This is a genomic window from Bacteroides cutis (assembly GCF_900241005.1).
GTDB classification, from domain to species: Bacteria; Bacteroidota; Bacteroidia; order Bacteroidales; family Bacteroidaceae; genus Bacteroides; species Bacteroides cutis.
Window position 1 is genome coordinate 97,662 of record NZ_OEST01000002.1, and the last position, 22,192, is coordinate 119,853.

Genomic DNA, 22,192 nt, shown 5'->3' on the forward strand with positions numbered 1-22,192 from the left:
AAGCAATAAGTATAATTCTGCCATCTTTCCCCTTGGGCATCCTTTCCTCACGGAGAGGAGCTATAAGAATTCCGTTTATCTCTGCATATTGATGATACCGCTATCCGTATCACTGTTATTCAGTCCCTTGTTTCCTGCCTTGTGTTTACGGCCGAATTCAAATGTATATCCTATACGGAGTATAAACATCTGCCCAGTTTCTTTTACAAACGTTTCCGAATGGAAGGGGGCTACTGTACTGATCCGCTCTTTTCCCACCTTATAATTGTTGGTAAACGGAAACAACACTCCAAATCCTACTTGCAGATTTTGCCGGGTATACATCGCCGTGAGTGCCATTTGGTTCTCGCTTTTCTTTATGGTTTCTCCGAACAGGTAATTCTGAACTTTCCGGAACTGTCCGCCTAAAGAGAAACTTCTGTACTGTAACTCCATCATCAGGTTATAATAGAAGTCATTATATGTATGGTTATAGTTCACCCCTTCCGACCAAGTACGGTTACATCCTATCGCTGCATAAAGCGTGAGGAAATTTTTCAGTCCGAACAAGTCCGCTCCATTCGTACCAACCATCAACTCTGCATTGAAGTTTTGATATGAGCGTTGGTTTTCATCCATCAATATCAGCTTGCCGTTTTCCACGAATACACTTTCCATGATAGGATTGTCATAATATTGATGGCGTACACTCAGATTGAAATTGAATTTCTTCTTGGAATAGCTGTATGACAATGAATTGGTAAATTGTTGATAAGTTTTCAATAATGGATTTCCCCGTACAATCTGTATGGTATCCATAGCTTGTTCCACATCCGTCAGCGAACCGAGTGATGGGATAGCAGGACTGATGTTGAAACGATAACGCAGGAACCCCCATTTCTTGAGATTATAGCTCAGTCGCAGAGTGGGAGTGAAGGTGTAGTAAGTATGGTCTTCATCCCCTTCCTTGAACCATGCGCGCGTCATACCCACACTGCCTGCGTAGCTGAAATTTCTCACTTTACCTTGTAGTTCAAAAAAGGCGGAACTTTGTGACTGATTCATCTTGGAGGTGGTAGGGTTGGAACCGGTATATTCATTCTCTGTGCGCATCTGGTAATGGCGTACACCCCCACTTAATTGCAGGTTAGTAAAACGTTTCTCGTAGATGGCTTCACCGATGATGGAACGTTTGTCACCATTTACAAATGTCAGGATATCCGCTACCGGGTCGTTCTCATCTTTATATTCCTTATACTTACGATTATTCTTGCTATGGATCAGCGTACCCGTAACGTTCAACTGGATACTTTGTTGGCGGGGCAGTAGATACTGAAAATACAGGTCGAGTGCCGGAGAATAGCTGGATGTATGGTTATGGACATACGAATAGATATATTCTGTACTACCTTTCGCCCACATTTTGTTCAGTTGTTGTTCGTAGGGGGCATTGTAAAGGTTGTTGCGGAAGATGGTGTTGAATACATACCTGTCCGTTTTTGTCAAATTGTACGTCAGGTTCAGATTGTTGGTAAAGCTGAGAGCAGGCGATTTGTCCTGTATACCTTCTTTCAAACGGTCGATAGTGCGGTCACCCAGATAGAACGTTTCGTGAGATACCAGCCGGTCATGGCGCTTTCCGTTCTTGTTGAAATAGTCGATGCCCCATTCGGAATTCTTATAGTTGAACTTTACCGCCAGGAAGTTTTCACCCCATAGCACATGAGGAGAGTCGGAGAGCTGGAAGTTTACGACTCCGCCCGTTTCGCGGCGGCACAGGATAATATTGACGACAGCCCCCAGTTCTTCGTCCCCATATTGCTTGCCGGGATCTTCGATGAACTCTACCCGCAATACATCTTTTGCTCTTACAGCCGCCAACTCTTTCTCTGTTACTTTGATACCATTGATCCGGGTTTGTACATCACCGCCGCCACTCACACTCATACTGTTGCTGAGTTTGTCTACTTGTAGGCGCGAGATACCCAGATTATTCAGTAAGTCGTATGCGCCGAATGAGCGTTTCAACTGGTTTTCGGTAGGCAGAATAATCTGGCGGTCTACCCGCTGCACTGTATTGCTGGCAGATACGGTGACTTCACCCAGATTTACGGCATTTTCCTCCAACTGCACATCACCCAGGTCGAGACTTTTATTCAGGTTTAACAGAATCACTTCATTCCGGTAACCGATAAAAGAGATATCCAGACGGTAATTACCCTGCTTGATTTTATTGAGAGTAAATTTCCCTTGTGCATCCGACGTTACTCCGGTCACCAGAGTAGAGTCCGTTGTCCATAAAGATACATTAGCTGCCATAATCGTCTCTTGCGAGGCATCCGTTACGCGGCCTTTGATGGAAAAGTTCTGTGCCTGCGTACTGAGTACGAAGAAGAATGCCGGAAGTAAAAAAAGTTTTGTTTTCATATCCATTGGTATTGGTAGATTTCTTTCAGTTTAAAGACATGAAGTCCACTCTTCCCTGATAGGAAAGATTTTATTGTGTATAAACCAGTTATTTATCTTCTCTTCGTCAGTACGATGGAAGTCAGGATTGCATGAAGGAATTAATATCGTACATCAGTGCAAAAACTTTGACTACAATAAGTACAAAAAGAAGTCCGAAGGTAATCCATAATGCAGTCTTAGCGTATCTCTTCATGAACCGTCTTTTTAAGTTTGTTATATCGTTCTATTATTTCTTCTATACCGATGCCGAGTAATTCCATATTGCGGAATGTATCGGCCAGTTGATTATCAAAGAACTCTTTCTTCTGTATCTTCATCACCTTCTTCATCGCATCTTTGGAGAGATAAAATCCCATTCCCCGTTCCGGATAGATGATATCTTCGGCTTGCAGATACTCGTAAGCTTTCAGTACGGTACGTGAATTGACAGCAAGCAGTGTGGAAAGTTCCCTGACGGAGACTATACGTTCTTCCGCTCGCCACTCGTGTGTGAGTATCTTACTGAAGCAGAAATCGACAATCTGTTGGTATATTGGCTTATTGGTCTTGAACTCCATGGTTTACAATTGTTTTTCTTTGAGCAGGAAATAACTTGATATCCATGAGCCAAGTACTACACATATAGGAGCTGCATAGTTGCAGAAGGTCACAATCGCTTGCGTTGTAGCGGATAACGGGTAGTTAGTCTTCGGCCACGCAGTGATATTGTTCAGCCAGTATCCTTCGGGACTCGTATCAGGCATAAGAGATGCTGCCAGTAATACAATCCCGATACTTACGGCGATGATAATGACAAATAGTGCGAAACTTTTCAGTAGTAATTGCCGTTTGAAAGCAAAAAATCCAATGAAACACACAGATTGGAAGATACAAAAAGTCAGTATTTGTTCCTTTTTTATTTCGCAGGGGAAGATGTGTTTTGCGAAAAATTGCAGAAAATCACTGCCACTTATTAGGAAAATCATCTTCAAACAGAGTAAAGAAAGTACGCAGAAGATAGGAAAGAGCAAAAAGTATTTTATCCAGATATGCATGAACTTTTCAAAAGTAGATGCCGGCAGTAATATATCAAGAGTTGCCGTGTGTTTGCTCAAGTTTGTTTCCAGCAGACAAGGGGCGGCAAAAAGGAAATATAATATGTACTGGCACAGATTATCGGCAGATGTGAACTTGCCGTAATAACTTCCACCACGATTGATATCGTAGAGAATGCACAATATACATATACTCAATACGATGGTTCCACTCCAAAGTAGATGCTTACCGGTTTCGGCTCTCTTATACCGTTCCAGCAACAGGAAACGTTTCAGATTAAATGTTTCGTTCATTTCGTTCGTTTTATGGAAGTGAGACACACTGATTGCTGTAACACCGCTTTATATAACAGTTCGATATCCGGGGTATTTTCCTCTTTTTTCTCATTAGGCAGGATAGAAAAGTATCCTGATAAATCTTGTTCACTGTATAGGCTTTCTTCCGGAATGCTATCGGTCCGTACAAAGAGAAAATTGTTGCTAATTTCGTCCAACGAACTGTCCAGTAAAATTTTACCTTCTCCCAAGATAATAAGATGATCGAACAGGTTTTCAAAATCATGTGCCTGATGTGTGGAGATAAGCAAAGTACTTTCATCGTCCATACTCCGGCTGATGATGCGTTTCAAGGTTTGGCGGGAAGTGATATCCAGTCCGTTGGTCGGTTCGTCGAGTATGGTGAGAGGGGTATGTAGGGCAAGTGCGTATGCCAACATTGCCTTTTTCTGTTGTCCGTAAGATACATCGGACAGTTTTTGCCTTTCATCAATTCGTAATTCTTTCAGGTTTTGTTTGAACTCCTCTTTATTGAAGTTCGGATAGAATACGGAGTGCCTTTCAGCAAACGCTGATATGCTTTCAGAGGGCATTTGCGTTTCTTCCGGTAAGAAGAAATATTGATTCAACAATTCGGGACGTCTTTCGGCTGTAAGGTTCCCATTCATACGACATTCGCCTTTCCAGGGAAAAAGTAACCCGCAGAGTAGATGTATCAGTGTCGTTTTTCCTACACCGTTTTCTCCTAAAAGCCCATAAATTCCATTTCCTATTTTCAAAGATATATCATTGAAAATGGGATGATTGGACTTATAACCGTAGCTTACGTTCTCTATTTCTATCATAATTTCCATAGTGTTGCACTGGTGTACAACACTGCAAACGTAAGGGATGCTTAGGAGAAAAGCAAGGATACAGAGATTTATTAGAGTATTTTAACGGTTTGATAATGTCATAGCATCTTTTCCAAGATATCCCATATTGCAATCATATGGCATATCGATCCCCCCAAAACAAAGAAGTGGAAGACGGAGTGCATGTATCGTGTGCGGATAGAATAGAGTACTGCCCCGGTGATGTAGCACACTCCTTCAGCAATAATCCACCAACAGGCAACGGGAGAAATAGCATACAATTGTTTAAAAACTACCAGTACGGATAATCCCATGAGAATGTAACATATCGTTTCCAGATGGCTATGTTCCTTCATTTTCCGGAAACTGACGACAGTACCTGCAATGGCACATAGCCAGACAAAGGTGAACAGTGACCATCCCCAAATTCCATCATTCCGCAGAGCAATGAGTGTGACAGGAGAGAAGCTGCCCGCGATATGCCAATAAATGGCGGCATGATCCCAATGCCTCAACCGTCGTTTCCATGGATTGTGATGCTTCATGGAGTGGTAAAGCGTGGAGGAAAGATAAGACCCGCCCATACCAAACAGGTACAGCCACACTCCGAAAGCTCCCCATAAGTCGCCACTCTGATAACATTTTACGAGGAACAGGGTACATACGATGACACCCATTCCCAAACCTGCTCCATGTGAAATAGAATTGATTTGTTCTTCCGACTTTGAATAAAATAACCCACTCCGTTTATTGTTCATGTGGTTACTGATTTTGAATGACACAGTTTCACGCCATTAAAAGGATAATGTACGCGGAACTGTGTCATTTATGGTAAGAAATAGCTTAGAAGCATCCGTAACATGTCGGCAACAACTTCCGGTCACCCAGCGTATTGTCTACGCGTGCTACATTCACCCAGAATTTGTTTTCGCGAACACTTTCTATCGGATAGGCTGCCTTTTCACGGGTATAACAGTGTGCCCAGTTGTCAGCCACTACCTCATACTCAGGATGCGGGGCATTTACCAATACATTATCTTCCTTATCGGCTTCCCCGTTTTTCACTTCCTGTATCTCGTTCCAGATGGTCAGCATTACGGTGATGAAGTTATCCAATTCGGCAAGACTTTCGCTTTCCGTCGGTTCTATCATCAAAGTACCGTGTACCGGGAAGGAGAGGGTAGGAGCATGATAACCGTAATCCATCAAGCGTTTGGCTATGTCGTTTTCGTTGATACCCGTTTCTTCTGCCACTTTGCGGCATTCCAAAATCATTTCGTGCCCTACAAAACCATTGGTTCCGCGATAAACGATGCCGTAGGTATCTTTGAGTGAGGCAGCCAGGTAATTGGCATTCAGGATGGCAATCTTCGTGGCACGTGTCAAACCTTCGGTACCCATCATACGAATATAACCGTAGGTAATGGGCAAGATACCTGCACTGCCGAAGGGAGCAGCCGATACCTGATTAATGGAATTTCCGAATATTTTGTGTCCCGGAAGGAACGGAACCAGATGTTCTGCTACACAGATAGGTCCTACACCCGGTCCGCCGCCGCCATGAGGCGAAGCAAATGTCTTATGGAGATTCAGGTGGCAAACATCGGCACCGATGGTTCCGGGATTTGTCAGTCCTACCTGAGCGTTCATATTAGCTCCGTCCATATAGACTTGTGCGCCGCAGGCATGGATAATCCTGCAGATTTCTACGATTTCGGTTTCAAAGATACCATGCGTAGACGGGTAAGTAATCATCAACGCTGCAAGATTTTCTTTGTTTTCTTCTGCTTTGGCACGCAGGTCATTCATGTCTACATTACCCTGTTCATCACAAGCGCAAGTTACGGTAGTAAATCCCGCCTGAACGGCAGAAGCTGGATTAGTGCCGTGTGCCGAAGCCGGTATCAATACCTTGTTACGGTGTCCTTGACCGATACTTTCCAGATAGGCGCGGATCACGCGGAGTCCGGTATATTCACCCGCCGCACCGGAGTTGGGTTGCAGGCTGACGCCTGCAAAGCCTGTGATAACCTTCAGTTCTTCACTGAGATTGTGGATAAGTTCACGGTAACCTTCAGCCTGGTCTTCGGGGACAAGCGGATGCATGTTCATAAATTCAGGACGGCTGAGCGGCAACATTTCAGCGGCGGCATTCAGTTTCATGGTACAGGAACCGAGAGAAATCATGGAATGGGCCAGTGAAATATCTTTGCGGTCCAGACGCTTGATGTAACGCATCATTTCCGTTTCCGTGTGATACTTGTTGAATACCTCGTGTGTCAGGTAAGTACTTTGGCGTTTCAATGATTTCCTGATGGTGCAATTCTCCGGTACCTCGTTGGTCTTGGCATAATCTTTTCCGGCAGCGATGGCAAAGATGGAAAGGAGTACGTTGGCGGCAACTACATCCGTTGTCTCGTCGATACTCATGCCTACATCACCGTTCTTGAAATAACGGAGGTTCACTTCCTTGCTCAATGCGATGGTGCGTATCTGCTGGGCCGATACGGTGTCGGGCAATGCAAAACGGAGCGTATCAAAATACTGTTCGTTGACTTGCTTATATCCGAATTTATTGATTTCCTTTTCCAGATATACGGCAATACTGTGGATGCGTTCGGCAATGGTGCGGATACCTTCCGGACCGTGATATACGGCATAGAAACCTGCCATGGTAGCCAGTAATGCTTGAGCCGTACAGATATTGGAGGTTGCCTTTTCGCGTTTGATGTGCTGTTCGCGGGTCTGCAATGCCATGCGGTAACAAAGCTTACCATATTTATCTTTCGACCATCCGATGATACGTCCCGGCATATTACGTTTATATTCGTCGCGTGTGGCAAAGTAAGCGGCAGACGGGCCACCGTAGAACATCGGCGTACCCAGTCGTTGGCTACTTCCGAATACAATATCGGCACCCCATTCTCCTGGAGGAGTGAGTAAGGCGAGGCTCAATATATCAGCGGCTACAGCTACCTTGCAACCGGCTGCGTGTGCCTTTTCAACAAAAGCACGATAATCCTCCACACTTCCGTTGCTGTTGGGATATTGCAGTATGCAGGCAAAAGTATCCGGGGTCATTTCCATTTCATAGTACTTACCTGTACGTAGTTCGATACCTTGCGGGATGGCACGGGTAGTCATTACCGCCAGAGTTTGTGGAAAGATATTTTCATCCACAAAGACTACGTTGGCTCCCGATTTCTGCATATCGCGGGGACGTAGGCCGTACATCATTGTCACAGCTTCGGCAGCGGCGGTAGCTTCATCCAGTAAAGAACAATTGGCAAGGGGCATACCGGTAAGGTCGCATATGGCAGTCTGGAAATTCAATAGAGCTTCGAGCCGTCCTTGTGATACTTCGGTTTGATAGGGCGTATAAGAAGTGTACCAAACAGGATTTTCAAATACATTCCGTTGGATAACGGCAGGCGTAATGGTATTGTACCATCCCATACCGATATAAGTAGTGTAAATTTTGTTTTTGGCAGCCAGTCCGGCAATATGTTTTGCAAACTCATATTCCGTCATTGCTTCGGGCAGGGCTAACGGCTCTTTCAGACGGATGTTGGCGGGAATAGTTTTATCTATCAGCTCATCCAGACTTTTCACTCCGATTTTGCGGAGCATCTGTTTTTCATCTTGTTCATTAATGCCGATATGGCGGCATGCCAATAGGTCATTTTTCATGGTGATATTTGATTAAGTATTTTTGTTATCTAAAGAAGGGATTTTCCGCTTTTTCAATCCCTATGGTTGTCGGAGCACCATGCCCGGGATAAACAATCGTTTCATTGGGCAGAATGAACAAACGGCTGCAAATATGTTCTATCAGTTCGTCAAAATTACCACCGGTAAGATCGGCACGGCCGATACTCCCCTGAAACAAGACGTCACCTGAAAACATGCAATGGTCTGCCGCACAATAGTACACCAAACTACCTGGTGAGTGCCCCGGCACATGAATAGCTTCCAGTTTTGTGTTTCCGAATGCAATGATGTCACCGTCGTGCAGGTAAGTGCCCAACGGTACGGGAGATTCTTGTAATTGAAAACCGAACATACGGCTTTGTTTAGGCGCCTCGTCAATCCAAAACTCATCGGCCTGGTTAGCTTCAGCTTTCAGTCCGAATTCTTTCAGCATGAAAGGATTGCCGAAGATATGGTCAAGGTGTAGATGAGTGTTCAGCAGATGCTTTACATTCAATTGGTTGTTAATGATAAAATTCTTCAATGTTTGCTTTTCTTCTTCATAAAAACAACCGGGGTCAATAACAACCGCTTCATTGGTTTCGTCCCACAAAACATAACAGTTTTCGGGGAACATATTAAATTCAAATCTCTTTATTTTCATGATAAGATTTATGATGTCAGATTTATCAATTATCCATTACAGACATATACCACTTTCTTCGTTTCAAAAAATTCCTCCTCAAAGAATTCCTTCAAATTCCACAGGGTTGTTTTATTCTTGACAGGCATGGTTTCATGTTCCAATTCACCACCTTTCAGGCAAATCAGTCCATTGGGGAGGGCATTCTGTTGTTTGGGAGAAATATTTTTGCGAATGATTTTCAATAAATCGGTCAACGGCATTACGGCGCGGCTTACAACAAAATCGAACTGTTGTTTTTCTTCCTCAGCGCGTGCATGACGGAAAGTAACGTTTTTCAGTCCGATACTATTTGCTATTTCAGTAGCTACACGGACTTTCTTACCGATGCTGTCTACTAAATGAAATTTTACTTCCGGAAAAAGGATAGCCAAAGGGATACCCGGGAAACCTCCACCTGTGCCGAGATCCATAATCTGCGTACCCGGTCTAAAACGGATAACTTTAGCGATACCCAGCGAATGGAGCACGTGATGTTCGTATAAGTTCTCGATATCCTTGCGTGAAATAACATTTATTTTAGAATTCCAGTCCAGATAGAGATCATAAAGTGCGGCAAACTGCCTTTTTTGTTCTTCTGTCAGATTCGGAAAATACTTCAGAATAAGTTCCATTTGAATATGAATTACTATTTATGAGTTACGTACTTCGTTCAGCACCATATTGTCGTCTCCCAACAGGTGTTGCAGCATTTCATACGGCAAAGTGATTTTCACCGGTCCCATCACGTATGGAGCGATGTCATATACATTATAAAAGAAAGTAATTCCTTCTTTGCTAAGATAGAAATTCTCGGTGGGGGCCAATTCTCCGGTAGTGGCATATCCCATATCTTCCAACTCTTGGCGGGTAGTCACTTTATTGTCGGCCATCAACTGGTTCCACAATAAATCGGTCAGAGCCTCTTTATAATCACTAACGAATAAGTCATCCAGACGGATAGGGGCTAATGTACGTAAATCCATATTGAGGAAAGTTGTCATATAGATACCGTGTGCGCCACCGGTGTATTCGTTATACTCGATACGATAAACCAACAAATGTTTGAGGTATAGTTGAATATGGCTGTTGATACCCTTATAGTAAGAATACCATGCTTCCATACTGGCACCATCTTCTTTGTCCTGTTCATCTTTCTTATACATCGATTCCAAGTCTTTACGATAGTCTTCAACATACTTCTCTGTATATTTTTCTACTGCCTCTTCAGGTGTCATCGATATATACTTGTCTCCGAAACAGGCAGAAAGAAAGTAAGTATTCAGACTGTCTTTTAATTTGTTGTCGGAAGATTTTGCGGCATACGCAAAATTGATGGTAAGGTTACAAGCCGGTTTGGCGGTGTCACCGAAAAGATGAGCCGTTTCGTTCACTTGTATACTGTCAAACTCCAACGCCCCTGCGTTTTTGTTCATGATGTTACCGCAAGAAAAGAAAAAGCCGCTTGTCGCAAGCAGAAGGACAAGTAGGCTGACAGTTTGCTTTTTCATATTGAATTTCGTTTATAAATCAACATTTCGATCATAAATCTTTATCGACAAATATAGAACATATTAGTGAACTGTACGCATAAAAAGAGAAAAATCTATTCTGTATAAGGGTTAAAACTAGTTGAACAAAGCACTCATTCCGGTTGTTGCTTAATCAAAGCAGAAAAACAATAATCTAAAACATAAATTGAATGAACAATATATTCAGAAAAGCATATCCTGTATTGGATATGTACGATACAGGATGCGCTGAAAATAAACCTGATTTTTACTCGAAGTTGCGGGTTACAATCGCATGGATTTTTATGATCCTTTTGGTGGTACTTGAAAACTTTGTACATATTCCATATATCAATGTGCTACAGTTGATATTGGTTATCTTTGTCCTGTTGTTTTTCAGTATCCCTTTATATAGAGGTGCATGGAGACAATTCTATGTAGGATATTATAATATGGATACACTGGCAGCAATCAGTATTACCATTACTTTTCTGTTCAGTGCATTCAATACTTTTTTCCCCGGCTTTTGGTATATTCGTGGTTTGGAGCCACATGTATATTATGAAACGATTGCTATCGTCGTAGCTATAACTCTGACCGGTAAAATGATGGAGAGACGCATTTTGCATGCTGCACCTTCCATCAGTACCCGCATTACGGGAGGGTTTATTTCCGTTATTTTTGCCTTGTCTGCCCTGACTTTCATTACCTGGATTTTTTTCGGTGGAAAAGAAGCTGTTTCCCACGGTGTATATTCAGCCATTTCCGTATGGGTGATGGCTTGCCCGTGTGCTTTGGTATTGGTGACGCCCGTTGCTTTGATGGTAGGCATAAATAGAGCATCCGAAAATCACATCCTGATAAAAGAAGCATGGGCTTTGGAACAAATGCCCGATGTGGACGTCGTTGTTTTTGATAAAACCGGTACATTGACAGAGGGGCATCCTTCGATAACGGGGTGGCTGTGGGTACAAACCCAAGAAAAATATTTTAAAAACATTCTTCTGGCTGCCGGAATGAAAACCGATCATATCCTGATCAATTCGATCGTTTCCGTTTTGGAGAAAGATGAGAGCGTGGAACCTGCCATTCTGGAGAGTTTCGAAAAACTTTCGGAAAAGGGAGTGAAAGTGGTTTATAAAGACACGGTATACTGGGTGGGCAATCATAAACTGTTGAAAGATTATCAGGTTTATCTGTCTGATATTTTAGGTGATATGCTTGCCCAATATGAATCGGATGGGAATAGTATCATCTATTTTGGTCGTGAGAATGAGTTGATTTCCTTTGTTGCCATTAAAGATCAGATAAAACCCACATCCGCCGAAGCCGTCAAAGTACTTCGCGGACAGGATATTGAAGTCTGCATGTTGACGAGCGATGGTGAACGTACCGCTTCCTCTGTTGCCGATAGTTTGGGTATCATCCGTTATCTGTCCGATGCCTTGCCCGAAGATAAGGAGACATTTATCCATGAACTCCAGTTACAGGGTAAAACAGTGGCGATGGTGGGTGATGGCGTCAACGATACGCAAGCATTGGAAGCAGCAGATGTCAGTATCGCGATGGGTGAGGGTAAAGACATCGCCATGGAAGTCTCCATGGTAACATTGAAAACATCGGATCTTTTGTTATTACCCAAAGCATTCAGTCTGTCCCGCCAGATTACGGGATTGATAAATCAGAATCTATTCTGGGCGTTGATTTACAACTTGATAGGTATCCCTCTTGCGGCAGGTATACTTTATCCTGTTTATGGAATATTGCTTACACCTACTTTGGCAACTGTCGCCATGGCATTGGCGGGCATATCCGTAATGTTGAATAGTCTGAAATTGAAATACTAACTGTTCCTGTATTCCAGCGGACTCATCCCCATATGTCTCTTAAAATATTTTCCAAAGAATGAAGCACTGGGGAAGTTCAGCGAATAGGCTATCTCCTGAATTGTCATATTACTGGATTTCAGTTTAGCCTTGATGTCGATAATAACCACATGGGCGATGATATCCAGCACATTTCTTCCTGTAACTTGTTTTACAGTAGTACTGAGATGTTGCAGTGAAATTCCCAACTTGTGGGCGTAGAACTGTGCTCGGCGTTCACGCGTATAATTCTCGATGACCAACTGTATCAGTTCACGGCATATTTCCTCTTTCCGGCTTTTGGCACCTTTTTGTGTTTGTGGACGGCTGCTATATAGTTCGTCTATGCCATACAGGATGATGTTCAATATATTCTGCGCCATTCTCGTATTGGGCATATAGGGTCCGGTGGAGATACGTGCCAACAAAGAAAAATAATCCTTGAAATAAGAAGCGATTAATTCGTTGACAGGTATTACAGGAGTTTCCAATATATTGGAGTAGGACGACATGGTAGACTGAATTAGATTGACCCCGTTGAGGCAGTGCTCGGAAAACCCTGCAAAGCAAATCCTTACTTTTTCTTTCTGCCCGTAAAACTGGATGATAGTACCGGGAAGCAGTGTGATGAAGTCTCCCTGTTTGATTTCAGTGTCCATCAGATTGATGGATACCGTGATGGAACCTTCCGTGCAAAGGGCGAAAATACATGCTTTGAGTCGGCATGACTGCTTATATATATTCAGAATATCTTCCGTTACATCTGTCCATGCAATGATATCTACGGGTAGGTCTACTTGTGGAAATTCCATAGCTATTGTCGTCTTTAATTTGTACAAAGGTACACTTTTTTGCGAAAATTTGGCGGAAGATATTTAATTTTTGCCTGTTAATTTAGAAAAGTGTGTTACATTTGCTTCTATGAAATTAGAGACTGTAGATTGGAAAGTAATTCCCTATGCTAAAGCATGGGATAGGCAAACGGAATGGTTTGACGCGCTTGTGCATGCCAAGCAGGCAGGTGAGGAGTATGTAAACCATATCATTCTCTGCGAACATCCTCATGTATATACATTGGGACGTAGTGGCAAGGAAACAAACATGTTGCTGAGTGAACAACAACTTCAAAAGATAGGTGCGACGTTGTATCATATCGATCGTGGGGGAGATATCACCTATCATGGTCCGGGACAATTGGTCTGCTATCCTATCCTGAACCTTGAAGAATTTTCTTTAGGGTTAAAAGAATATGTCCATTTGCTGGAAGAAGCTGTAATCCGTGTATGTGCATCTTATGGAATAACAGCCGGTCGGGTGGACAAAGCCACAGGTGTTTGGTTGGAAGGCGATACTTCCCGTGCCCGTAAGATTTGTGCTATCGGGGTGCGTAGCAGCCATTATGTAACCATGCATGGACTGGCTCTCAATGTGAATACAGATTTACGTTATTTCAGTTATATCCATCCTTGTGGTTTTGTGGATAAGGGGGTTACGTCCCTTCAAAAAGAATTGGGATGTAAAGTGCCGATGGAAGAAGTAAAGGAGAAGATATCTAAAGAATTGCAGTATTTACTTGAACATTCATATTTCTGATTTTTTACGAAGTTAACTTCCTTTCCGGTAGGATGTTAACTTTGTATTCTCAAGAAGTTAACTAAGTGCGATATACTGAGTTAACTTATTGTATGATATGAAGTTAACTTATTGTAGATTGACACTTCATTACTTCTGGAAAACAAATAAGAAAATTGTTGAAGAAGTAGAACATATCAATAATTCGGAAATATTTCTTATCAAACATTTTGCCAATATAAAAATCGCCCTTATCTTTGCACACATCAATTAAACGTTTTTTATAAATGCGTTTATTTTTATCGTTGTTCAAGCCGCTCCGCCTGCGATAGGGGAACTTGATTTTGACAATGAAAGTACTAAACTTGACATCACTTCTTTACTACTTGATTGAAAAGAGTTTCTTCTTTTCAGTGTCCCCAAAGAATGTCTTGACGAGAATGATGCAATGAGCTCTCAAATTTTAACTTCCAATACAGAATTAAACAAAGATTTTCAATTGCATTGGTATGCTTTGCGCATCACCTATAGCCGGGAACTTGTTCTGAAAGAGTATCTGGATGCAGAGGGGATTGAGAACTTTATCCCGATGCACTATATTTACATCGTAAAGGGTGAGCGTAAAATGCGTAAGCTTGTTCCGGTAGTCCACAATCTGGTGTTTGTCCATACTACCCGCAAGCAACTCGATGAAATAAAAGAAGTGCGGGGGAGTGTTCTTCCCATCCGTTATATCATGGATCGTGAAACTCGCCAACCCATCACCATCCCCGATGTACAAATGCGTAATTTCATCGCTGTTGCCGGTAACTTTGACCAGCAACTCGTTTATCTTGACCCTACTTGTGTCAACATGGCAAAGGGTACCCGTGTCCGTATCACCGGTGGCATTTTTGAAGGGGTAGAAGGGGAATTCATCCGTATTAAAGGTGATCGTCGTGTTGTAGTGGCTATCCAAGGTATCATGGCAGTAGCTACAGCTTTTATTCATCCTTCACTGATAGAACCGATTGAAGCATAACAAACATAAATACTCTTACTGATGATTGGCGGGCGCTATGATGATGTTTAGACTGTTCATCATCATGTTTAGGCTGCTAACTATCATATTTAGATTACCATTCGTCATTTTTAGTATAATGCCGATGACACCTTTGGCACACGTTTTTCCAACTTTCTATAGTATATATGTATTAATATACTTAATAGTACGTTTTACGTATACGTATAAAAAGTTATAAAAGAGGGTGACATAGGTGTCATTCAGAGTATTTACACAACTATTATTGAGGTAATATTTTATAACCATGATTAATATTAACAGGTTTATCAGCGAGAATATAACTTCTCGTCCCTCCAGTATGTTCATTCCCGATATTGAAGCTAACAAAGAACAACTCAGTAAAGAAATATCAGGTAAAAGTATTTTGGTAATAGGCGGTGCCGGTAGTATAGGTGCTTCGTATATTCATGCAGTTCTTCCATTCAAGCCATCCAAATTGATTGTCGTGGATTTGAGTGAAAATGGTTTGACGGAGTTGACTCGTGATCTTCGTTCTACTTATGGCATGTATGTTCCCGACGAATACCGTACTTATACATTGAATTTTTCAGATCCGATATTCGAACGTATTTTCCGTGAAGAAAAAGGCTTTGATATTGTTGCTAATTTTTCGGCTCATAAACATGTACGTAGTGAAAAGGATAAGTACTCTGTTCAGGCATTGATAGAGAATAATGTCATTAAGGCAAAGAAACTTCTTGATTTGCTTACTGAATATCCACCTAAACATTTTTTCTGTGTATCCACAGACAAAGCTGCCAATCCGGTAAATATTATGGGAGCCAGTAAGCGTATCATGGAAGATATGATAATGGCTTATACTTCAAAATTTAAAGTAACTACCGCTCGTTTTGCCAATGTAGCTTTTTCCAATGGTTCTTTACTTGCAGGCTTTATAGACCGTATGATGAAAAAACAACCTTTGGCAGCTCCCAGCGATATACGTCGCTATTTCGTTTCCCCTGAAGAAAGTGGACAGATATGTATGCTTGCCTGCATGTTGGGGCATAATGGCGAAATCTTTTTTCCAAAACTCGGAGAAGAAAAGATGATAACTTTTTCATCCATCTGTGACCGTTTTCTGGAAAGTCTAGGTTATGAGAAGAAAGAGTGCGCAACTGATGATGAAGCCAAGAAGTTTGCAGCAGAAATGCCGGAAGACAGCAAGATATATCCTGTTATTTATTTTAAGAGTGATACTACGGGAGAAAAGGATTATGAAGAATTCTATGTTCCCGGTGAGAAATTAAATATGACCCGCTTTTCCTCTTTAGGTGTGATAGAAGAGGTTGGTAGTCGTCCGATGCAGGAACTGAATCGTTTCTTTACCGAACTTGAAAATCTCTTTGCCGAACCGGATTTTACTAAAGAGGAGGTAGTCGCTGCCATCAAGCGTTTTATACCTAACTTCGAACATATTGAAAAAGGGAAGAACCTGGATCAGAAAATGTAATAAATTTATTCATACGTAATTATGTATAGCGATATAGTAGACTTCATTCACCACCTTTATGGAACGGAAGGTTTTGTTCCTTTGCATGCCCCCCTGTTCATTGGTAATGAGAAGAAGTATTTGAATGAATGTATCGACACTACCTTTGTTTCCAGTGTCGGTAAATTCGTAGACCGCTTCGAAGAGGAGGTTGCCGCCTATACCGGCGCTAAGAAAGCCGTTGTATGTGTCAGCGGTACCAATGCCCTGCATATGGCCATGTTGCTTGTGGGTGTGGAACGTGAAGACGAAATTCTGACGCAGGCCTTGACTTTTATAGCTACTTGTAATGCAATCAGTTATATTGGCGCTCATCCTGTCTTTATTGATGTGGACAGGGATACTCTGGGGCTTTCTCCAAAAGCCGTTAGAATTTGGCTGGAAAAGAATGCCGGTCTGAAAGATAACGTATGCTATAATAAGAATACCGGCAGGAGGATAAGAGCCTGTATTCCGATGCATACTTTCGGTCATCCGGTTAAGATAGATGAACTGGTGGATATCTGTAACGACTGGCATATTGAGTTGATTGAAGATGCCGCCGAAAGCATGGGCAGCTTTTATAAAGGCCGTCATACGGGTACATTCGGCAGAGTCGGTGCCATCAGTTTTAATGGCAACAAAACTATCACTACCGGTGGCGGTGGCATGCTTTTGTTCCAGGATGAGGAACTGGGCAAACTCGCCAAACATCTGACCACTCAGGCAAAAGTCCCCCATCGCTGGGCTTTTGTACATGATCATATCGGTTATAATTACCGTATGCCGAATATTAATGCAGCTTTAGGGTGTGCCCAGTTGGAAAATTTGGAACGCTATGTACAGGATAAACGTGAAACGGCTGCGAGATACAAGGAGTTCTTTGCTGCTGTCCCGGATGTGGATTTCTTCACAGAACCGGACAATTGCCGTTCCAACTACTGGCTGAACGTAGTGTTACTTAAAGACAAGGCGGCTCAGCAGGAATTTCTCGAGTATACCAATGACCACGGTGTGATGACCCGTCCTGTCTGGGAACTGATGAACCGGTTGGAAATGTTCAAGCATTGTGAGACGGATGGTTTGGAGAATACCGAATGGCTGGCGGAGAGGATTGTGAATATACCGAGTAGTGTACGTCTGAAAAGATGAAACCTTTGATACTTGTAGGTGGCGGTGGCCATTGTAAATCCGTGATAGAAGCTGCCGAAAGTGCAGGTCTTGCCATTAAAGGCATATTGGATTTACCCGAATGTGTGGGACAACAAATATTGGACTATTCGGTTATCGGTACCGATGACGATATTCCCCGTTTTGTATCTGATTCTGATTTTATAGTTACTTTAGGCTTTATCAAAGATCCACATTTGCGCATCCGTCTTCATGAGAGAATAAAAGAAGCGGGCGGAAGACTTGCAACGGTTGTTGCTTCAACAGCCCGTATATCCCGATATGCGACAGTCGGGTGCGGTACGGTTATCCTTCATCAGGCCTGCGTCAATGTAGGCGCATCGATAGGTGAAGGGTGCATTATCAATACCTTTGCCAATATCGAACACGATGCCCTGATTGGTGACTATTGCCATATTTCTACGGGCGCTATGGTCAATGGAAATTGCCGGGTAGGTGAAGGCACTTTCCTGGGCAGCCAGTCTGTGATGGTAAATGGTACTGAAATAGCGGCTGGGTGTGTAATAGCTGCCGGTTCTATGATCCGTAAAAATCTTTTCCACAAGGGAATCTATTCGGGTAATCCCGCTCTTTTGAAAATTAAACTCTGATGGGACATACTTTAATAATTGCTGAGGCCGGTGTAAACCATAACGGTTCAATTGCCCAGGCAAAGCGGCTGATAGATGCTGCTGCCGACGCGGGAGTTGATTATGTGAAATTTCAGACTTTTAAGACGGAAGATCTTGTGTTGAAGTCAGCCAGAAAGGCCGACTACCAACAGAATAATATGCATGATTGTAACGACAGCCAATATTCCATGTTGAAAAAATTGGAACTTTCACCTGAACAGCATAAAGAACTGATATCTTATTGTAATGAAAGGGGAGTGAAATTCTTTTCTACAGCCTTCGATTTTGGCAGTATTGACTTTTTAGCCTCATTGCATCTGGGATTATGGAAAATACCTTCCGGTGAGATTACCAATTATCCTTATCTGAAAAAGATAGCAGGCTTTCATGAACCGGTTATTCTTTCTACGGGCATGAGTACCCTTGAAGAAATCAAATCAGCAATGGAAGTACTCCTCAATTATGGTTTGCAGAAAGAGCAAATTACTGTTTTGCATTGCAATACAGAATATCCTACCCCTATGTGTGATGTCAATCTTTCTGCTATGGATGAGATGCGTCAACAGTTAGGTGTATCGATAGGCTATTCCGACCATACACAGGGCATAGAAGTCTCTGTTGCAGCCGTTGCTTTGGGTGCCGAAGTTATTGAGAAGCATTTTACATTGGACCGGAACTTACCAGGCCCCGATCATAAGGCTTCGCTTGAACCCTTCGAACTGAAAGCGATGGTATCTGCTATCCGCAATATAGAGCAGGCTGTTGGAGTAAGCCATAAAGTTGTATCAGCATCTGAAGATAAGAATAAAGCTGTGGCCCGCAAGAGTATTGTGGCTGCTGGAACCATCAGGAAAGGAGAAATCTTTACTGAAAAAAATCTGACGGTGAAACGCCCCGGGAATGGCATCAGTCCCATGCGCTGGCCCGATATAATCGGTCTTATTGCTACCCGTGATTTCAAAGAAGATGAACTGATTGAGTTATGAGAAAAATTTGTGTAGTAACCGGTACTCGTGCCGAATATGGTTTGCTCAGCCGATTGATGCGCCTGATTGAGGAAGCTCCGGATTGTCAGTTGCAGGTCATAGCCACCAATATGCATTTGCTTCCCGAATATGGAAACACCTACCGGGAAATAGAGCAAGATGGTTTCTGTATAACTGCCAGGGTTCCGATGAAGAAACCCACGGATGACGCTTTCGGGGTGATTACTTCTATGGCGGAAGAAATGAATGGTATGAATGAAGCCCTGCACCGACTCTCACCGGACATGGTTCTGATATTGGGCGACCGTTACGAAATGTTGGTCGTTGCCATTGTCGCCATGTTACAGCGTATACCTATAGCCCATCTTCATGGGGGAGAAATCAGTGAAGGTGCCGTAGATGACAGTATCCGCCATTCCATTACGAAGATGAGTTCACTTCACTTTACATCTACTGAAGAGTACCGTAAACGGGTTATCCAACTGGGAGAACAGCCCGGACGGGTATTTTATGTAGGTTCTCTCGGAGTGGAAAACTTGAAGCTGGTACCTTTGATGAGTAAACAAGACTTGGAGGATTCCTTGAATTTCACTTTGGATGGAAATACTATCCTGGTGACTTATCATCCTGTAACCTTGGGCAATCGTAGCCCCAAAGATGAAATAAGCGATTTACTGCTTGCGTTGGATGCTTTTCCTGCCTTAAAGGTGCTCTTCACGATGCCTAACTCCGACCAGGGAGGCGAGATGATACGCCAGGCCATTGAGGATTATTGCAGCAGGAATAGTGAACGTTGCCGTTGTTACAGTTCATTAGGTTTGAAACGTTACCTTTCAGTTTTGCGATATGTGGCCGCTGTAGCGGGTAATTCATCCAGTGGCTTGCTTGAGGTTCCTTCTGCACACATTCCAACGCTCAATATCGGGGAGCGTCAGAAAGGTCGTACGCATGGCGAGTCTGTATTTGATTGTGGGAGTGATACAAACTCGATTATTGCGGGACTGAATACGGTTCTGTCGGATGAGTTCCGTGAAATAGCTTGTTGTGCAACTAATCCTTATGAAAAGGCGGATACAGCTCAGAATATCTTTAATGTGATAGCTACATATCCGCTTGATAAATTACAGCAAAAATCATTTTATAATTTGTAGAAGATTAATGAATCCGTTAGTAATTATTCCTGCCCGTGGAGGCAGTAAAGGAATACCTTATAAAAATATAAAACCACTTCAAGGCAAACCGCTTATTTATTATGCCATAGATGCGGCGCGATGTATTACCGACGATACTCATATTTGCATATCTACAGATGATGATAAGATAATTAAAACAGTTGAGGATTATGGTATTAATGTTCCTTTTAAACGTCCCGATGCTTTGGCAACCGATACAGCTGGTACATATGAGGTTCTACTTCACGCCCTCAATCATTATGAACAGTGTGGAGAATCAATAGATGTTGTTATCCTCTTGCAAACTACTTCTCCGTTCAGAACAGGAAAGCATGTTGAGGAAGCATTTAAACTTTACCATCCTGGTATAGATATGGTCGTGAGCGTAAAAGAGACGGATTCCAATCCTTATTATATCTGTTTTGAAGAAAATAAAGATGGATTTCTTCATATAGCGAAAGGTGAAGGTGGCTATACGCGTCGTCAAGACTGCCCACCGGTGTACGAATATAATGGAGCAATCTATATTATTAATCCAAATAGTTTGAAATCCATGCCCCTTAATAAATTCACAAAACGAGTTAAGTATGTTATGGATAGGGAACATTCTTTGGACCTTGATACTATGATGGATTGGCATATGGCAGAATATATGATTAATACAGGTGTGATTGTCTCGCAGATCTAACTATGAAATAATTAGAGAGTCAGGATGAATGAAATTCATATTATTTCAAAAAACTTTCTTATTATTGACGCAATTCGGCGCATAAATGAGATACACGACGAACCGCTAGTACTTTTTGTAGTTGATGAAAACAATGCTATGTGTGGTACGCTTACCGATGGGGATGTACGTCGTGCTTTAATTAAAGGTATAAATGTGAATGCTCCTATCGTCGATGCTATGCATCGCAATTTTAATTTTTTACGTGTTGGCGTAAATGATGGAGTAGTAGATATTCATAGGCAACGTGAGTTAAATATGCGTCTGGTGCCTGTTTTGGATGGTGACAATCATATATGTGAAATTATTAATTTTGAACGTTATCGCACAAAACTCCCGATTGATGCAGTGCTCATGGCTGGAGGGAAGGGTGAGCGTCTTCGACCTTTGACAGAGCATACTCCTAAACCGCTTATCAAAGTGGGAGATAAATGCATCATTGATTATAATATTGACCGTTTGCTCTCTTATGGAGTGAATAATGTTTCTGTGACTGTTAATTATTTAGGAGAACAGATTGAAGAACATTTCAGAGAAGAGCGTGAAGGGGTGAAAATAAGAATAGTGCGTGAACCCAAATATCTTGGTACTATTGGCAGTATTAAGTTTGTAGATACTTTTTGTAATGATACTGTCTTGGTGATGAACTCTGATCTCTTTACGAACATTGATTATGAAGATTTTTATCTCCATTTCTGTCAGCATGATGCCGATATGAGTGTTGCTGCTGTGCCATATATTGTGAAGGTTCCTTATGGTGTGTTCAATCTTAATGGGCGTGAGATAAAGGGAGTAATGGAGAAGCCGACTTACAGCTATTATGCCAATGCCGGCATTTATCTGATTAAAAAGGGATGTCTCAATCTGATTCCTGAAAATGAATTTTTCAATGCCACAGATTTCATGGATAAGTTGATAGCTACCTCTCATAGAGTAATTCGTTATCCGATATCCGGCTTTTGGATAGATATAGGCCAACACGAGGAACTTGCACGTGCCAGAGAGATGGTAAAACACATGAAAGGATTTTAATTCATAA

The 22,192-nt window shown here is 42.3% G+C and carries 20 protein-coding genes; 10 read left to right on the forward strand and 10 right to left on the reverse strand.

What is annotated here, in order from left to right; all coding sequences use genetic code 11:
* Window positions 1–75 precede the first annotated feature (75 nt).
* From C1A09_RS04345 to C1A09_RS04385, 9 genes are all read right to left on the reverse strand, one after another.
* Window positions 76–2,406 carry a TonB-dependent receptor gene (locus C1A09_RS04345; protein WP_101542965.1) on the reverse strand — a complete coding sequence of 777 codons (2,331 nt, stop codon included), beginning with the start codon at window positions 2,404–2,406 and terminating at the stop codon, window positions 76–78.
* Window positions 2,407–2,624: 218 nt separating this feature from the next.
* Entirely contained in the window at window positions 2,625–3,005 is a 381-nt protein-coding gene (locus C1A09_RS04350) for a GntR family transcriptional regulator (protein WP_101542528.1), read from the reverse strand.
* A gap of 3 nt (window positions 3,006–3,008) precedes the next feature.
* Window positions 3,009–3,776 (reverse strand): hypothetical protein, encoded by a 768-nt coding sequence (locus tag C1A09_RS04355; RefSeq protein ID WP_101542529.1) that lies wholly within the window; start codon window positions 3,774–3,776, stop codon window positions 3,009–3,011.
* The gene (locus C1A09_RS04360; RefSeq protein WP_101542966.1) at window positions 3,773–4,603 is read right to left on the reverse strand and encodes an ABC transporter ATP-binding protein; all 831 of its coding nucleotides are present in this window, start codon (window positions 4,601–4,603) and stop codon (window positions 3,773–3,775) included. The genes C1A09_RS04355 and C1A09_RS04360 overlap by 4 nt, the downstream gene beginning before the upstream one ends.
* Window positions 4,604–4,710: 107 nt before the next feature.
* Window positions 4,711–5,370 (reverse strand): PAQR family membrane homeostasis protein TrhA, encoded by a 660-nt coding sequence (trhA, locus tag C1A09_RS04365; protein WP_101542530.1) that lies wholly within the window; start codon window positions 5,368–5,370, stop codon window positions 4,711–4,713.
* Between the two features lie 85 nt (window positions 5,371–5,455).
* The gene (gene gcvP, locus C1A09_RS04370) at window positions 5,456–8,302 is read right to left on the reverse strand and encodes an aminomethyl-transferring glycine dehydrogenase (protein ID WP_101542531.1); all 2,847 of its coding nucleotides are present in this window, start codon (window positions 8,300–8,302) and stop codon (window positions 5,456–5,458) included.
* Between the two features lie 25 nt (window positions 8,303–8,327).
* Entirely contained in the window at window positions 8,328–8,966 is a 639-nt protein-coding gene (locus C1A09_RS04375) for an MBL fold metallo-hydrolase (RefSeq protein ID WP_101542532.1), read from the reverse strand.
* 29 nt (window positions 8,967–8,995) lie between these two features.
* Window positions 8,996–9,619 carry a 16S rRNA (guanine(527)-N(7))-methyltransferase RsmG gene (gene rsmG / locus C1A09_RS04380; protein ID WP_101542533.1) on the reverse strand — a complete coding sequence of 208 codons (624 nt, stop codon included), beginning with the start codon at window positions 9,617–9,619 and terminating at the stop codon, window positions 8,996–8,998.
* Window positions 9,620–9,637: 18 nt separating this feature from the next.
* Window positions 9,638–10,495: a DUF3298 and DUF4163 domain-containing protein gene (locus C1A09_RS04385; RefSeq protein ID WP_101542534.1), complete on the reverse strand. Its 858-nt coding sequence runs from the start codon at window positions 10,493–10,495 to the stop codon at window positions 9,638–9,640.
* Between the two features lie 191 nt (window positions 10,496–10,686).
* Between C1A09_RS04385 and C1A09_RS04390 the strand changes: the two genes are divergently transcribed.
* A complete protein-coding gene (locus tag C1A09_RS04390; protein WP_101542535.1) occupies window positions 10,687–12,342 on the forward strand; it encodes an HAD-IC family P-type ATPase in 1,656 nt (551 codons plus the stop codon).
* Here C1A09_RS04390 and C1A09_RS04395 read toward each other — a convergent pair.
* Window positions 12,339–13,172: a helix-turn-helix domain-containing protein gene (locus C1A09_RS04395; RefSeq protein ID WP_101542536.1), complete on the reverse strand. Its 834-nt coding sequence runs from the start codon at window positions 13,170–13,172 to the stop codon at window positions 12,339–12,341. The two genes, C1A09_RS04390 and C1A09_RS04395, sit on opposite strands and share 4 nt — an antisense overlap.
* 70 nt (window positions 13,173–13,242) lie before the next feature.
* Between C1A09_RS04395 and lipB the strand changes: the two genes are divergently transcribed.
* From lipB to C1A09_RS04440, 9 genes are all read left to right on the forward strand, one after another.
* The gene (gene lipB, locus C1A09_RS04400; protein ID WP_255419825.1) at window positions 13,243–13,953 is read left to right on the forward strand and encodes a lipoyl(octanoyl) transferase LipB; all 711 of its coding nucleotides are present in this window, start codon (window positions 13,243–13,245) and stop codon (window positions 13,951–13,953) included.
* 427 nt (window positions 13,954–14,380) lie between these two features.
* The gene (locus C1A09_RS04405) at window positions 14,381–14,953 is read left to right on the forward strand and encodes a UpxY family transcription antiterminator (RefSeq protein WP_101542538.1); all 573 of its coding nucleotides are present in this window, start codon (window positions 14,381–14,383) and stop codon (window positions 14,951–14,953) included.
* Window positions 14,954–15,239: 286 nt separating this feature from the next.
* Window positions 15,240–16,448, forward strand: a complete 1,209-nt coding sequence (locus C1A09_RS04410; RefSeq protein ID WP_101542539.1) for a UDP-N-acetylglucosamine 4,6-dehydratase — start codon at window positions 15,240–15,242, stop codon at window positions 16,446–16,448.
* Window positions 16,449–16,469: 21 nt separating this feature from the next.
* Entirely contained in the window at window positions 16,470–17,618 is a 1,149-nt protein-coding gene (locus tag C1A09_RS04415) for a LegC family aminotransferase (protein WP_101542540.1), read from the forward strand.
* The gene (locus C1A09_RS04420) at window positions 17,615–18,247 is read left to right on the forward strand and encodes an acetyltransferase (protein WP_101542541.1); all 633 of its coding nucleotides are present in this window, start codon (window positions 17,615–17,617) and stop codon (window positions 18,245–18,247) included. Before C1A09_RS04415 ends, C1A09_RS04420 begins: the two co-directional genes overlap by 4 nt.
* Window positions 18,247–19,254, forward strand: a complete 1,008-nt coding sequence (neuB, locus tag C1A09_RS04425) for an N-acetylneuraminate synthase (protein WP_101542542.1) — start codon at window positions 18,247–18,249, stop codon at window positions 19,252–19,254. The genes C1A09_RS04420 and neuB overlap by 1 nt, the downstream gene beginning before the upstream one ends.
* Window positions 19,251–20,405 carry a UDP-N-acetylglucosamine 2-epimerase gene (gene neuC / locus C1A09_RS04430; protein WP_101542543.1) on the forward strand — a complete coding sequence of 385 codons (1,155 nt, stop codon included), beginning with the start codon at window positions 19,251–19,253 and terminating at the stop codon, window positions 20,403–20,405. Before neuB ends, neuC begins: the two co-directional genes overlap by 4 nt.
* 7 nt (window positions 20,406–20,412) lie before the next feature.
* A complete protein-coding gene (locus C1A09_RS04435) occupies window positions 20,413–21,114 on the forward strand; it encodes an acylneuraminate cytidylyltransferase family protein (protein ID WP_101542544.1) in 702 nt (233 codons plus the stop codon).
* Window positions 21,115–21,138: 24 nt separating this feature from the next.
* Entirely contained in the window at window positions 21,139–22,185 is a 1,047-nt protein-coding gene (locus C1A09_RS04440) for a nucleotidyltransferase family protein (RefSeq protein WP_101542545.1), read from the forward strand.
* Window positions 22,186–22,192 lie beyond the last annotated feature (7 nt).

What these genes read in the sequence shown, in the direction of transcription:
- C1A09_RS04345 (WP_101542965.1), bottom strand. Translation starts at nt 2,406, where the DNA reads ATGAAAACAAAACTTTTTTTACTTCCGGCATTCTTCTTCGTACTCAGT.
- C1A09_RS04350 (WP_101542528.1), bottom strand. Translation starts at nt 3,005, where the DNA reads ATGGAGTTCAAGACCAATAAGCCAATATACCAACAGATTGTCGATTTC.
- C1A09_RS04355 (WP_101542529.1), bottom strand. Translation starts at nt 3,776, where the DNA reads ATGAACGAAACATTTAATCTGAAACGTTTCCTGTTGCTGGAACGGTAT.
- C1A09_RS04360 (WP_101542966.1), bottom strand. Translation starts at nt 4,603, where the DNA reads ATGATAGAAATAGAGAACGTAAGCTACGGTTATAAGTCCAATCATCCC.
- trhA (WP_101542530.1), bottom strand. Translation starts at nt 5,370, where the DNA reads ATGAACAATAAACGGAGTGGGTTATTTTATTCAAAGTCGGAAGAACAA.
- gcvP (WP_101542531.1), bottom strand. Translation starts at nt 8,302, where the DNA reads ATGAAAAATGACCTATTGGCATGCCGCCATATCGGCATTAATGAACAA.
- C1A09_RS04375 (WP_101542532.1), bottom strand. Translation starts at nt 8,966, where the DNA reads ATGAAAATAAAGAGATTTGAATTTAATATGTTCCCCGAAAACTGTTAT.
- rsmG (WP_101542533.1), bottom strand. Translation starts at nt 9,619, where the DNA reads ATGGAACTTATTCTGAAGTATTTTCCGAATCTGACAGAAGAACAAAAA.
- C1A09_RS04385 (WP_101542534.1), bottom strand. Translation starts at nt 10,495, where the DNA reads ATGAAAAAGCAAACTGTCAGCCTACTTGTCCTTCTGCTTGCGACAAGC.
- C1A09_RS04390 (WP_101542535.1), top strand. Translation starts at nt 10,687, where the DNA reads ATGAACAATATATTCAGAAAAGCATATCCTGTATTGGATATGTACGAT.
- C1A09_RS04395 (WP_101542536.1), bottom strand. Translation starts at nt 13,172, where the DNA reads ATGGAATTTCCACAAGTAGACCTACCCGTAGATATCATTGCATGGACA.
- C1A09_RS04405 (WP_101542538.1), top strand. Translation starts at nt 14,381, where the DNA reads ATGAGCTCTCAAATTTTAACTTCCAATACAGAATTAAACAAAGATTTT.
- C1A09_RS04410 (WP_101542539.1), top strand. Translation starts at nt 15,240, where the DNA reads ATGATTAATATTAACAGGTTTATCAGCGAGAATATAACTTCTCGTCCC.
- C1A09_RS04415 (WP_101542540.1), top strand. Translation starts at nt 16,470, where the DNA reads ATGTATAGCGATATAGTAGACTTCATTCACCACCTTTATGGAACGGAA.
- C1A09_RS04420 (WP_101542541.1), top strand. Translation starts at nt 17,615, where the DNA reads ATGAAACCTTTGATACTTGTAGGTGGCGGTGGCCATTGTAAATCCGTG.
- neuB (WP_101542542.1), top strand. Translation starts at nt 18,247, where the DNA reads ATGGGACATACTTTAATAATTGCTGAGGCCGGTGTAAACCATAACGGT.
- neuC (WP_101542543.1), top strand. Translation starts at nt 19,251, where the DNA reads ATGAGAAAAATTTGTGTAGTAACCGGTACTCGTGCCGAATATGGTTTG.
- C1A09_RS04435 (WP_101542544.1), top strand. Translation starts at nt 20,413, where the DNA reads ATGAATCCGTTAGTAATTATTCCTGCCCGTGGAGGCAGTAAAGGAATA.
- C1A09_RS04440 (WP_101542545.1), top strand. Translation starts at nt 21,139, where the DNA reads ATGAATGAAATTCATATTATTTCAAAAAACTTTCTTATTATTGACGCA.